11 protein-coding genes and 5 tRNA genes are annotated in these 12,206 nt (G+C 63.0%); all 16 read right to left on the reverse strand.

The features are described from left to right. Positions 1-2 precede the first annotated feature (2 nt). Positions 3-4,088: a DNA-directed RNA polymerase subunit beta gene (gene rpoB, locus AB1634_08660; protein ID MEW6219593.1), complete on the reverse strand. Its 4,086-nt coding sequence runs from the start codon at positions 4,086-4,088 to the stop codon at positions 3-5. Between the two features lie 354 nt (positions 4,089-4,442). Continuing rightward, the gene (rplL, locus tag AB1634_08665) at positions 4,443-4,835 is read right to left on the reverse strand and encodes a 50S ribosomal protein L7/L12 (GenBank protein ID MEW6219594.1); all 393 of its coding nucleotides are present in this window, start codon (positions 4,833-4,835) and stop codon (positions 4,443-4,445) included. 33 nt (positions 4,836-4,868) lie between these two features. Further along, a complete protein-coding gene (rplJ, locus tag AB1634_08670; protein ID MEW6219595.1) occupies positions 4,869-5,396 on the reverse strand; it encodes a 50S ribosomal protein L10 in 528 nt (175 codons plus the stop codon). Positions 5,397-5,644: 248 nt separating this feature from the next. After that, the gene (rplA, locus tag AB1634_08675) at positions 5,645-6,355 is read right to left on the reverse strand and encodes a 50S ribosomal protein L1 (GenBank protein ID MEW6219596.1); all 711 of its coding nucleotides are present in this window, start codon (positions 6,353-6,355) and stop codon (positions 5,645-5,647) included. Between the two features lie 137 nt (positions 6,356-6,492). Then, positions 6,493-6,918, reverse strand: coding sequence for a 50S ribosomal protein L11 (gene rplK, locus AB1634_08680; protein ID MEW6219597.1), 426 nt, complete (start codon positions 6,916-6,918; stop codon positions 6,493-6,495). Between the two features lie 49 nt (positions 6,919-6,967). Next, positions 6,968-7,498 (reverse strand): transcription termination/antitermination protein NusG, encoded by a 531-nt coding sequence (gene nusG, locus AB1634_08685; GenBank protein ID MEW6219598.1) that lies wholly within the window; start codon positions 7,496-7,498, stop codon positions 6,968-6,970. Between the two features lie 28 nt (positions 7,499-7,526). Continuing rightward, entirely contained in the window at positions 7,527-7,820 is a 294-nt protein-coding gene (gene secE, locus AB1634_08690; GenBank protein ID MEW6219599.1) for a preprotein translocase subunit SecE, read from the reverse strand. 126 nt (positions 7,821-7,946) lie between these two features. Continuing rightward, positions 7,947-8,022: transfer RNA gene (locus AB1634_08695), tRNA-Trp, on the reverse strand. A gap of 9 nt (positions 8,023-8,031) precedes the next feature. After that, entirely contained in the window at positions 8,032-8,181 is a 150-nt protein-coding gene (rpmG, locus tag AB1634_08700) for a 50S ribosomal protein L33 (protein ID MEW6219600.1), read from the reverse strand. Between the two features lie 39 nt (positions 8,182-8,220). Further along, positions 8,221-9,411 carry an elongation factor Tu gene (gene tuf / locus AB1634_08705; GenBank protein MEW6219601.1) on the reverse strand — a complete coding sequence of 397 codons (1,191 nt, stop codon included), beginning with the start codon at positions 9,409-9,411 and terminating at the stop codon, positions 8,221-8,223. A 95-nt stretch (positions 9,412-9,506) separates the two neighbouring features. Continuing rightward, a tRNA-Thr gene (locus tag AB1634_08710) sits at positions 9,507-9,582 on the reverse strand. Positions 9,583-9,600: 18 nt separating this feature from the next. Beyond that, positions 9,601-9,676, reverse strand: a tRNA-Gly gene (locus tag AB1634_08715). Between the two features lie 14 nt (positions 9,677-9,690). Then, positions 9,691-9,775, reverse strand: a tRNA-Tyr gene (locus AB1634_08720). Between the two features lie 15 nt (positions 9,776-9,790). Next, positions 9,791-9,866 (reverse strand) — tRNA-Thr (locus AB1634_08725). Positions 9,867-10,044: 178 nt separating this feature from the next. Beyond that, on the reverse strand, positions 10,045-11,232 hold the full coding sequence (gene qmoC, locus AB1634_08730; GenBank protein ID MEW6219602.1) for a quinone-interacting membrane-bound oxidoreductase complex subunit QmoC: 1,188 nt from the start codon (positions 11,230-11,232) through the stop codon (positions 10,045-10,047). Between the two features lie 281 nt (positions 11,233-11,513). Further along, positions 11,514-12,206 (reverse strand): hydrogenase iron-sulfur subunit (locus AB1634_08735; GenBank protein MEW6219603.1); only part of this gene is annotated, 693 nt, incomplete at its 5' end.

Consider the following 12,206-nt stretch of genomic DNA (forward strand, 5'->3'; position numbering starts at 1 on the left):
CCTTAGTCTCCCAGATCCACGTCCAGACAGAGCCCTTGCAGCTCCTTGACCAGCACGTGGAAGGACTCCGGCAGCCCGGATTCCAGGAAGTTGTTCCCTTTGACGATCTTCTCGTACATCTTGGTGCGGCCGCTCACGTCGTCGGACTTGACGGTGAGGAACTCCTGCAAGGAATAAGCCGCGCCGTAGGCCTCCATGGCCCAGACCTCCATCTCGCCCAGCCGCTGGCCCCCGAACTGGGCCTTGCCGCCCAGAGGCTGTTGGGTGACGAGCGAGTACGGACCGGTGGATCGGGCATGGATCTTGTCGTCCACCAAATGGTGAAGCTTCAGCATGTACATCACTCCCACCGTCACCTTGTTGTCGAAGGGCTCGCCGGTGAGACCGTCGTAGAGGGTCACCTGGCCCATCTCCGAGGAGCCGGATTCCACCAGAAGGCGCCGGATTTCATCCTCGGATGCACCATCGAACACCGGACTCGCCATGTGGAGGCCAGTCCCCAGCTCCTGGCACAACTCCAGGATCTCCTCGTCAGACTTGTCGCCGCCCAGGGCCTGGTATTCGGCCGGGGCGTAAATGGCCTTCAGCTTCTGCCGCACGGCACTGGCCTGGAAGCCCTCGGCCAGGCGCTGCAACTGCTGACCCAGCTGCCGGGCGGCCAGGCCGAGATGGGTCTCCAGCACCTGACCGACGTTCATGCGCGATGGCACGCCCAGGGGATTCAAGACAAGGTCCACGGGCGCTCCATCTTCAAAATAGGGCATGTCCTCCACCGGCAGCACCCGGGAAACGACGCCCTTGTTGCCATGGCGGCCAGCCATCTTGTCGCCCACCGCCAGTTTGCGCTTGGTGGCCACGTAGACTTTGACCATCTTGATCACGCCGGGGGGCAGGTCATCCCCTTTGCGCAACCGGCCGATCCGGGCCTCAAACTCGGCCTCCACGCCCCGCACCTGCTCGTGGTACCGGTCCACGAGGTTCTGCAGATCCTGCTCCTGTTCATCCCGGCCATCCCATTCCAGATCCCGCAGGGCCTGGATGGAAAGCCCGGTCAGCGCGGTCGCGGTGATCGCGGCGCCGGATCGCAGAACGATCTTGCCCGCCCCATCCCGGAGGTCTTCCCGCAACGTCCGACCCATCAGGATCTGCTGCAGGCGGTTGCGCACCCCTTTGCGCAGGCAGCGCACCTCGTCTTCCTGGTCCAGCCGCAGCCGTGCCACCTCGGCATCTTCAATGGCTTGGGCCCGCTCATCCTTCTCCACGCCCCGGCGGGAAAACACCTTGGTGTCGATGACGATGCCTTGCACCCCTGGCGGCACCCTCAGGGAGGTGTCTTTGACGTCTCCGGCCTTTTCGCCGAAGATGGCCCGCAGGAGCTTTTCCTCCGGGGAGAGCTGGGTCTCACCCTTGGGGGTTACCTTGCCCACCAGGGTGTCGCCAGGACGCACCTCGGCACCGATGCGGACGATGCCGGATTCGTCCAAATTGCGCAGGGCCTCCTCTCCGACGTTGGGGATGTCGCGGGTGATCTCTTCCCGCCCCAGCTTGGTATCCCGGGCTACGATGTCAAACTCCTCGATATGAATGGACGTGAAGACATCGTCTTGGACCAGGCGCTCGCTGATGAGTATGGAGTCCTCGAAGTTGTAGCCGTTCCAGGGCATGAAGGCGACGGTGACGTTCTGGCCCAGGGCAAGCTCCCCCCGTTCGCACGATGGCCCGTCCGCCAACACGTCTCCCTTCTTGACCAACGTGCCGGGCAGCACCCGAGGAATCTGATTGAAGCAAGTGTTCTGATTGGACTTCTTGTATTTGTTCAGCCGGTAGACGGCAACACCCGTGGAAAAGCCGTCCGTGCCGGGCTGGTCGTAGCGCACCACCACCCGGTTGGCGTCCGACTCCTCGACCACACCTTCTCCGCCGGCCAGGAGGCAGACCCCTGAATCCCTTGCCACGGTCAGCTCGAGCCCCGTGCCCACCAGGGGGGCTGACGAAACCAGCAGTGGCACTGCCTGGCGCTGCATGTTGGAGCCCATAAGAGCGCGGTTGGCATCGTCGTTTTCCAGGAACGGCACCAGGGATGCCGCCACCGAGACCAGCTGGTTGGGCGAGACGTCCTTGCAGCTGAGGCTCTCGGCGGAGCCCATGGTCACTTCGCCCTCCACCCGGTAGAACAAGGTCTCCTCAATGATCTTCCCCGCCTTGTCGGTCCGGACCTTGGCGGGGGCGATGGAGTGCCCCGCCTCGTCGGTGGCGGTCATGAACCGTACTTCGCTGGTGACCTTGCGGTCGGATACCAACTGGTAGGGGGTCTCAATGAAGCCGAAGGGATTGATCCGGGCATAAGTGGCCAGGGAGACGATCAGACCGATGTTGGGCCCTTCCGGTGTTTCCACCGGACAGATCCGGCCGTAATGGGTGGGATGAACGTCCCGGACCTCGAATCCCGCCCGCTCCCTGGACAGACCGCCGGGCCCCAACGCCGACAGCCGGCGCTTGTGGGTGACCTCCGACAGCGGGTTGGTCTGGTCCATGAACTGGGATAGCTGGCTGGTGCCGAAGAATTCCTTGATGGCCGAAGAAACCGGTTTGGGATTGATGAGGTCATGGGGCATCAGAGCCTCCACCTCTTGCAGGCTGAGACGCTCCTTGATGGCACGCTCCATGCGCACCAGTCCGACCCGGTACTGGTTCTCCACCAGCTCGCCCACCGTGCGGACCCGGCGGTTGCCAAGGTGGTCGATATCGTCGATGGGCCCCTGCTCGTCCTTCAGACGCAACAGCTGCCGCACCGCTTCAATGATGTCTTCCCTGGTCAGCACGCGGTGGCTGATGGGCACGTCAAGCCCCAGCTTTTCCCGCAGTTTGTAACGGCCCACCTCGGACAGATCATAGGTGTCCGGATTGAAGAACAGGTTGTTGAAAAAGGTGGAGGCCACCTCCAGGGTGGGCGGGCTTGATGGCCGCAAGCGGCGATAGATCTCCACCAGGGCCTCTTCCGGGGTGTTGGCCCGGTCCAGGGCCAGGGTACGCTGGAAGGAATCGGACACCCGGATGCCATCGATCGACAAGAGGTCCAGACTGGCGATACCCGCCGCCCGGATGGCCTGGAGGCCGTTGGCGGTCAAGGGCTCGTTGCAGCCGACGATCCGCTCCCCGGACACCGGGTGCGCAAGGTCGGTGGCCACGATCTTGCCCACCAGGCTTTCGGCATCCACCTCGACAGAATCGATTCCCGCCTCAGCAAGGCGGGCGGCCATGGTGCGGCTGATCTTACGGTTCTTCTTGACGATCACTTCCCCGGTGGTGGGGTGCACCAGGTCCTGGGGCGCCTTCTGGCCCACCAGCCGCTCCGGCTGGAGTACCTTGCGGAGATGCTCTCCATCCGCCTGGATGGTGTCGGTCTGGTAATAGAGGTGCAACAGCTCGTGCGCCCGAAAGCCCAGTGCCTTCAGGAAGGTGGTGACCGGAAACTTGCGCCGCCGGTCGATGCGCACATAAAGGATGTCCTTGGAGTCGAACTCGAAGTCGATCCAAGAGCCCCGAACCGGAATCAGCCGCGCCGAGTACAGGAGCTTGCCGGAGGAGTGGGTGCGGCCGGCGTCGTGCGAAAAGAAAAGGCCGGGGGAGCGCTGCAGCTGGCTGACAATCACCCGCTCCGTGCCGTTGATCACGAAGACCCCGGTCTTGGTCATGAGCGGGATGCTGCCCAGGTAGACCTCCTGCTCCTTGATGTCCCGGATGCTCTTGACACCGGTTTCCGCGTCCACGTTGTAGGCCACCAGGCGAACGGTGATCTTCACCGGCACCTCGTAGGTCATGCCCCGCTGCATGCACTCGTCCACCGAGTACTTGGGCTCACCAAAGGCGTAGCGTACATACTCCAGAGAACAGGCGTCGTTGAAATCACTAATGGGAAAAACGCTGCGGAATACAGCCTCCAATCCCTTGTTCTCTCGGTCCTCCGGCGGCACCTTCATCTGCAGGAAGCTCTCGAAGGACGTGCGCTGCATCTCGATGAGATGCGGCGGCTCCATGATGGGCATGGTCTTGGCGAAGTTCTTCCGGACTCTGATGGGCTTGATCATCGGGCAAGGCCCCCGTGCGAAAGGGCTGAGGAACTGTGGATCGCGGGGAAAGACATCCGCGGGCTGGCCTGCATGGCCAGACCTTGTGGTCTGGCGGCAGCGGCATGGGCTGCGCTGCCGGCAGCTACCATCAACCGCGAGCAGGTGGCCAGTGACTGGGTGCAGAGAAGAACGTCAACCGCCTCTGGTCAGAAATGCCTGCCGCGCGGCGGCGAAATGGGGACACAAGACGCTACGGGCAGTGCCGCAGCCTCCCTGCCCGCACGAAAAGACTGTTTGGGGTCCAAAACAGGCAAGCGGCGAGGCCGGCCCAGGCAGTGGTGCCCAGTCCGCCCCCGCCGCCAGGCTCACAATCTACTTGATTTCCACCGAGCCCCCGGCCGCCTCGATCTTTTTCTTGATGTCCTCGGCTTCAGCCTTGGAAATCCCTTCCTTCACGGTCTGGGGGGCACCCTCCACGAGGTCCTTGGCCTCCTTCAGACCCAGGCTGGTGATGGCGCGGATCTCCTTGATGACGTTAATCTTCTTGTCACCAGCCGCGGTCAGGATCACATCGAACTCGGTCTTCTCCTCCACCGGTGCCGCCGCCTCGGCTGCGCCCGCGCCCGGCAAGCCCATCATTGGCATGGCCATGGGCGCCGCCGCGGTGACTCCGAACTTCTCCTCCAGCTCCTTGACCAGCTGCGAGAGCTCCAGCACCGTCATGTTGGCGATAAAGCTGACAACGTCTTCCTTGGTGATCGACATGGAATCTTTCCTCCTAGGTTGGTTGCTGCCGTCTCAGTTGGCAGCCTGCTCTTTCTGGTCCTTGATGGCGGTCAGAACATTCAGGAACTGACGCGGTACCCCGGCCAACACCCCGACCAGTCCCGAGGGCACAGCCCGCATCGCCCCCAACAGCATAGCCAGGAGGATCTCCCGCCCGGGGAGGGCGGCCAGGGCCTTGACGTCCTCGATGGTCAAAAGCTTGCCACCCAGGCCACCCGCCCGCACCACGAAGGCCGGGTTGTCCTTGCTGAAGTCGGTCACCACCTTGGCAGTGGCCACCGGGTCGCCGTTGGTGACGGCCACGGCCGTCGTTCCTTCCAGGGTGCCCTGCAGGGCCTCGTAGCTCGTGCCCTGCATGGCCCGGCGCAGCAAGGTGTTCTTCGCCACCCGATACTCACTTCCCGCGGTCCGCAACTGCCGGCGCAACTGCTCCATCACCGCCACCGGCATGCCCCGGTAGTCAGTGACCACGGCAAATTGCGCCTGAACGAACTTCTCGTGCAGCTCGGCCACCAGATCGGCCTTATCCTCTCGATTCAAGCGCCTCACCCTCCTTGCCCGTCTGAAGTTTGCTGTGCGGGCGCGCTCATCGGCCGCGTTCCGGACCGTTCTTCCTGCCTGCAACAACCCAGGAGCTCACACAGAAGACCAACACAACCTGCCCAACCTTGATCTTTGGCATCGTCCGAGTTGTCTGGGCAGGTCGGCAAGGCCGATTAAACACACCCGTGTACCCACCGTCTTCGACAACCACCCCCGGTACCAACCGGGACCTCCCAAGCCAGCCGCTAGACCCTCTTGGCCAGGGTCCGCAGCTCCATGGGGTCAAGCTTGATCCCCGGCCCCATCGTGGTGGACAAGGCGGCACCCCGCAGGTAGATCCCCTTGCTGGCCGAGGGCTTCATCTGAATGATCTTGTCGATAAAGGCGATGACGTTGTCCCGCAGCCGCTCTGGACTGAAGGACGCGCGCCCCACCAGGACATGGACGACCCCCGCCTTGTCCACCTTGAAGTCCACCTTGCCGGCCTTGATCTCCTTCACCACCCGCGCCACATCGAAGGTGACCGTCCCGAGCTTGGCGTTGGGCATCAGCCCCCGAGGGCCAAGCACCCGGCCGATCTTGCCGACCGTGCCCATCATGTCCGGTGTGGCAATGGTGCGATCGAACTCCAGCCACCCGCCTTTGATCTTCTCCACCAGGTCGTCGCCACCGGCATAGTCGGCCCCTGCCTCCAAGGCCTCCTTCTCCTTGTCGCCCTTGGCGAAGACCAGCACCCGCTCCACCTTGCCGGTGCCATGAGGCAGAACCACGGTGCCGCGGACCATCTGATCGGCATGGCGAGGATCCACTCCCAGCCGCACCGCTACATCCACTGACTCGTCAAACTTGGCGAATCTGACCTTCTGCGCCAAGCCGATCGCCTCGTCCAGGCCGTACAGGCGGGTGGTGTCCAGCTCCGCCTTGGCCTTCCTGAAGTTCTTGCCCTTGTGCGCCATGATAGCCTCCCAATCGTCCTCCCTGCCGGAGCAGGGGGTTGCCGTGGTCCTTGCGGCCGGTGGCGTGGTTGGTGATGACAGCTGGCCGTGTGCTTGGGACAGCACGGCGCAACCGCAAATCGGCCCAGACGGCCGCTCTAGCTCCTGACGGTGATACCAGCGCTGCGCGCCGTACCTTCGATGGTGCGGATCGCCCCCTCCAGGTCCTTGGCGTTGAGATCCGGCATCTTGAGACGGGCGATCTCTTCCACCTTGTCCCTGCCGATCACCGCCACCCGGTCCCGCTTGGGATTGCTGGAGCCTTTCGGCACGCCGACTGCTTTCAGCAGCAGCACTGAGGCCGGCGGTGTCTTGGTGATGAAGGTGAAGGATCGGTCCGCGTAGATGGTAATGAGGACCGGAATGATCATGTCGCCCTGGCCCTGGGTGCGGGCATTGAAGGCCTTGCAGAACTCCATGATGTTGACGCCATGCTGTCCCAGGGCAGGGCCCACCGGCGGCGACGGGTTGGCCTTGCCGGCCGTGATCTGCAGCTTGACATAGCCCACGATTTTCTTCGCCATGGCGATTGCTCCTTGCGCTCGCTCCGTCAAAAGCCGGCCGCGGCCGGTCCTAGTTTTTCGACACCTGGACGAACTCCAGCTCCACAGGGGTGGAACGGCCAAAGATGCTGACCATCACCCGAACTCGCCCCTTGTCCTGGAAGACCTCGTCCACCACCCCCTCGAAATTGGAGAACGGGCCATCCACCACCCGCACCGAATCCCCAATCTCGAAAATCACCTTGGGCTTCGGCTTGGACTCCCCTTCCTTCATCCGGCCCAGAATCTTCAGAGCATCCTTCTCGGGCAGCGGCTCCGGATTGCGATCGTCGCCGACAAAACCGGTAACCTTGGGGGTTCCCCGAACGAGGTGCCAAGTCTCGTCGTTGAGCTCCATATTGACCACAATGTAGCCGGGAAAGAACTTGCGCGCCGAGGTCCGCCGAGAGCCCCGCACCATCTCAACCACCTGCTCGGTCGGCACCAGAATCTCGCCGAACTGCTCCTCCTTGCCGGACTTCTTGATGGTGTCCAAGAGGGCGGCGCGCACCTTCTCTTCAAAACCGGAATAGGTGTGCACGATGTACCACTGACGCGCCATACGACGTCCCCCAAGCCTTGCGACAGTCTCAGCCAAGAATACGCTGCACGAGCCAGCCCAAGAAGAGATCCACACCGCCCAGGTAAAGGGAGATGAGCGTCACCAGGACGATCACCACCATTGTGGTACCGGCCGTGTGCTTTTTGTCCGGCCAGACGATCTTGCCGAATTCCGCCTGGACCTCAGCCACAAACTCCTTGGTGCGGGTGATGGCGGGCAGCGCCGCCCCCTCCTCAGCCCCGGGAGCGTCAGGCTTATGCCCCGCCTCGTCGCCGCGGCCGCCGGCCTTGCGCCGGCCGCTGTCACCAGTGGAACTGGCCATAGATCACACCCACAGAAAAAGGCTCGCCCGGTGCGACCCCCTCGCCTGCCGGGACTGCGAAAAAAGAAGCCCCCACGCGACCTGCCCGGTGTGGCGCGAGCTCGCAGGGGCTTGGGGCTACGTGATTGGCAGGCCAGGAGGGATTCGAACCCCCAGCGGCCGGATTTGGAGTCCGGTGCTCTACCGTTAGAGCTACTGGCCTAGCCGCAAGCTATTTCGTCTCTTTGTGCGGGGTGTGGGTCCTGCAGAAGCGGCAAAACTTCTTCAGCTCCAGCTTGTGCGGTGTGTTCCGCTTGTTCTTGGTGGTGGTGTAGTTGCGGCACTTGCACGTGGTGCAGGCCAGGGTGATGATGTCGCGCATGGCTTCAGTTGCTCCGAATCAGGCCCCGAGCGGCCCAGCTTATTCAATGATCTCGCTGATGACGCCGGCGCCAACGGTACGGCCACCCTCACGGATGGCAAACCGCAGCTCCTTCTCCATGGCGATGGGCGTGATGAGCGACGCCTGGATCGATACATTGTCCCCCGGCATCACCATCTCCACTCCCTCCGGCAGGGTCACCACTCCCGTCACGTCCGTGGTCCGGAAGTAAAACTGCGGACGATACCCGGTGAAAAACGGCGTATGCCGCCCGCCCTCCTCCTTGGCCAGGATGTAGCACTCCGCCTTGAACTTGGTGTGCGGCGTGATGCTCCCCGGCTTGGCCAGCACCTGCCCCCGCTCCACCTCGTCCCGCTTCGTGCCCCGCAGCAGCACGCCGACGTTGTCGCCTGCCTGGCCCTGGTCCAGAATCTTGCGGAACATCTCCACCCCGGTCACCGTCGTCTTCACCGTCGGCCGGATGCCCACAATCTCCACCTCGTCGCCCACCTTGACCACCCCGCGCTCGATCCGGCCCGTCACCACCGTTCCCCGGCCGGAAATGGAAAACACATCCTCGATGGGCATCAGGTACGGCTTGTCCACGTCACGCACCGGCTGCGGCACGTGCTTGTCCACCGCCTCCATCAGCTCCCAGATGCACTTCGTCGCCTCGGGATCGTCGGGGCTCTCCAGGGCCTTCAACGCGCTGCCCCGGATGATCGGCGTGTCATCGCCGGGAAAGTCATACTTGGTCAACAGCTCCCGCAGCTCCATGTCCACCAGCTCAATGAGCTCCGGATCATCCACCATGTCACACTTGTTCAAGAACACCACGATCGCCGGCACCCCCACCTGACGCGCCAGCAAAATGTGCTCGCGGGTCTGCGGCATCGGGCCGTCGTCCGCCCCGACCACCAGAATCGCCCCGTCCATCTGCGCTGCCCCGGTGATCATGTTCTTGATGTAGTCAGCATGGCCCGGGCAATCGACGTGTGCATAGTGCCGGGCGGCGGTCTCATACTCCACGTGGGCGGTCGCAATGGTGATGCCCCGCTCCTTCTCCTCCGGCGCCTTGTCGATCTGGTCAAAGGCCATGAACTGCGCCAGCCCCTTGCTCGCCAGAACCTTGGTGATCGCCGCCGTCAGCGTCGTCTTGCCGTGGTCAATGTGGCCAATCGTCCCCACGTTCACGTGCGGCTTCTTGCGCTCGAACTTCTGCTTCGCCATCGCTTCTCTCCTCGATCCTAGCGCTGTAACTATGCCTCGCCTGGTACCCCTTCCCGCTGGGCTGCCACAGCCTGCTGTACGGCGGACGGCTGTGGTGGAGCCCACGACCGGATTCGAACCGGTGACCTCTTCCTTACCAAGGAAGTGCTCTACCTCCTGAGCTACGTGGGCGGCCGCAACATTCCGATCTGGAGCGGGAAACGGGTCTCGAACCCGCAACCCTCAGCTTGGAAGGCTGATGCTCTACCAATTGAGCTATTCCCGCGTTGTACAGCTGGGTGGTGGAGGGGGGAGGATTCGAACCTCCGAAGGCCGTGCCGGCAGATTTACAGTCTGCTCCCTTTGACCGCTCGGGAACCCCTCCATCGGTTGGCGCCGCTGGAGCTGGCGATGGGACTCGAACCCGCAACCTGCTGATTACAAATCAGCTGCTCTACCGATTGAGCTACGCCAGCCGGAGTCCAAAAGCCGGCACTATACTCGCTTGCCCGAGAAAACGCAAACCCTTTTTCACCCCACCAGCGCCGCCCGTGCCCCAGCCGTGAACGAAGGGCCACAAGCACGAAGCCCCACCACACGGGTGGGGCTTAAGGCGAGGGCGGCCGGCACACGCCATGAAACGCCGGAGAGGTCCTAGCCGACGACGAAACGGCTGTTCCGATACCGCTCAAAGGCCATGGCTGCGGTCCGGTAAACGATATGCGCGAATTTGCTGTAGGGCATGTACAAGAAGAGCATGAACACGGCCACCAAGTGGAGGAAATAGGCGCTGTAGGCCAGAACGCCCCAATCCGCCAGACGGAAGAACTCGGCCAGCAAACCGGTGACCCCCACTGCCATGATTTCCCAAATCAGAAACCAATCATAGTAGGTGGGCCTGGTCCGCTGCTCGTCTTCCATCTGCTTGCGCTGGCTCCAGATGATGGCAATGCCCGCGATGAGCGCCACGGCGCTGACGTTGGCCAGAATCTTCATTGGGTCCCACATGGGCAGCGGTCCATGAAGACTGGGGAAGGCCAGCCCCAGGATGTCCTTGCGCACAAAGGCGTAGTTGGTGACCACGAAGAGCCCTATGAAGGCCAGGAGCAGCGGCAGATGACCCTTGACCCGATCGCGGTTGTAGTTGCACTGGCTGAACCGCTTGTGCTGGATGGTCTCCCAGATCGCCGGCCACAGAAACTCGGCCACGAAGGTGGTCACCGACGGCCGGAAGCCGGGATTGGTCTTGAGATCGGTACTCATGGCGCACCACATGTTGGCAGCGCCTCGGAACGCGGCATAGAGGGCAAACAGAAAAGCCGGCACGAAAATGAGGTCAATGACCACCACACTTTGGGTGAAGCCGGCGATATAGCCGTGACCAAAGAAATTGCCCAGGTCCACCGGGCCATCCGGGATGTGATAGCCGCCGGTCAACAGCCACAACAGCCCGATGATCATCACCGGGATGGCGATCAGGACCGGCAGGTTCTTGGGCTGAGCCACCAGCTGGGCCAAACCCTGGGGGAAGCCGTAGTGGGTGTATGCGTACGCGCGGATGGCCCCGAGCACATCTCCGGGTTTGGCCCCCCGAGGACAGTAAGCGGTGCAGTCGCCGCACTGATGGCACAGCAAGACATCGGCGTCGGCGATCAACCGCTCCTTCATGCCCCACTGCGCCCAGATCATCTCCTTGCGCGGGAACGGCTTCTTGTCCGCGGACAAAGGGCAGACCACAGAGCAGGTGGCACACTGATAACACTTCTTCAGGGTGTCCCCGCCCGCAGTCTTCAGATAGCGGATGAACTCCAGATCAGGCTGCACCTTGGTCGCGTCTCCCATCTTGCGTGGCCTCCTCCTTTCCTCTCTCTGCCTCGGTCTCTTGCGTTTCCCCACTGCCCCCCTGCGGGCAGTGGGGTGGCTATACCATATCCAAGGGCCTGGGCGCAAGCCCCGTTACCTGCCGGTCTACTGCGTCAAGAGCGGCCATTGCCTGGCATTCCCGACGCCGGCCGCCTGGGCCCTCCCGATCGGCAGCCCCTGATTGCACGGGAGAGCTCAGGCGGCCGGCGGACGGAGACTCTCCTCCGCCGCCGGTCGTCCCTGCTCAGTTGCAGCTGGTCCTAGAAGCCCTTGAAGGGATTCGGGCCCAGGGACAGGATGTGGTCCACAAATTCCTGGATCACTCCTGACACCTTGCTGTAGTCGCTGATCGCCACCTGGGCGGTGGTGACCCGATCCGACTCGACGCCAAGGCTGGTCAGCGTCTCGCCGATATTCTCCATCCGGCGGCTGGCGATCTCGCTGCCCTTGACGAAGTGGCACTGGTAGTCATCGCCGTACTTGCAGCCCAGAAGAATGGCACCGTCGATGCCGGCAGACATGGCGTCCTTGATCCAGACCATGTTCACCGAGCCCAGGCAGCGCACCGGGATGACCCGAACCAGCGGGCTGATCTGGTGGCGAAGCATGCCGGCCATATCCAAAGCCGGATAGGCGTCGTTCTCGCAGACAAAGGCCAGGATGCGCAAGTTCTCCTCGTCATCGTCCGGCACGTCGATGGATTTGACCATGGAGCCCAGCATGTCGATGCTGTAGTCCTGGAAGGAGATGATCCGCTCCGGGCAAGCCCCCATACAGGTGCCGCATCGCCGGCAGCGGGTGGGGTTGGGCTTCGGGGTCCCTCGCTCGTCGTCGTCCAGGGCGCCGAAGGGGCATTCCTCGGTGCAGCGCTTGCACTGGGTGCAGCGCACGAAGTTGAACTTGGGATAGGTGCGGTCGCCCGAGCGCGGGTGCACGGCCACGCCGTGGCTGGC

The organism is Thermodesulfobacteriota bacterium (assembly GCA_040755095.1).
Classification (GTDB): Bacteria; Desulfobacterota; Desulfobulbia; order Desulfobulbales; family JBFMBH01; genus JBFMBH01.

What these genes read in the sequence shown, in the direction of transcription:
- rpoB (MEW6219593.1), bottom strand. Translation starts at nt 4,088, where the DNA reads ATGATCAAGCCCATCAGAGTCCGGAAGAACTTCGCCAAGACCATGCCC.
- rplL (MEW6219594.1), bottom strand. Translation starts at nt 4,835, where the DNA reads ATGTCGATCACCAAGGAAGACGTTGTCAGCTTTATCGCCAACATGACG.
- rplA (MEW6219596.1), bottom strand. Translation starts at nt 6,355, where the DNA reads ATGGCGCACAAGGGCAAGAACTTCAGGAAGGCCAAGGCGGAGCTGGAC.
- rplK (MEW6219597.1), bottom strand. Translation starts at nt 6,918, where the DNA reads ATGGCGAAGAAAATCGTGGGCTATGTCAAGCTGCAGATCACGGCCGGC.
- nusG (MEW6219598.1), bottom strand. Translation starts at nt 7,498, where the DNA reads ATGGCGCGTCAGTGGTACATCGTGCACACCTATTCCGGTTTTGAAGAG.
- secE (MEW6219599.1), bottom strand. Translation starts at nt 7,820, where the DNA reads ATGGCCAGTTCCACTGGTGACAGCGGCCGGCGCAAGGCCGGCGGCCGC.
- rpmG (MEW6219600.1), bottom strand. Translation starts at nt 8,181, where the DNA reads ATGCGCGACATCATCACCCTGGCCTGCACCACGTGCAAGTGCCGCAAC.
- tuf (MEW6219601.1), bottom strand. Translation starts at nt 9,411, where the DNA reads ATGGCGAAGCAGAAGTTCGAGCGCAAGAAGCCGCACGTGAACGTGGGG.
- qmoC (MEW6219602.1), bottom strand. Translation starts at nt 11,232, where the DNA reads ATGGGAGACGCGACCAAGGTGCAGCCTGATCTGGAGTTCATCCGCTAT.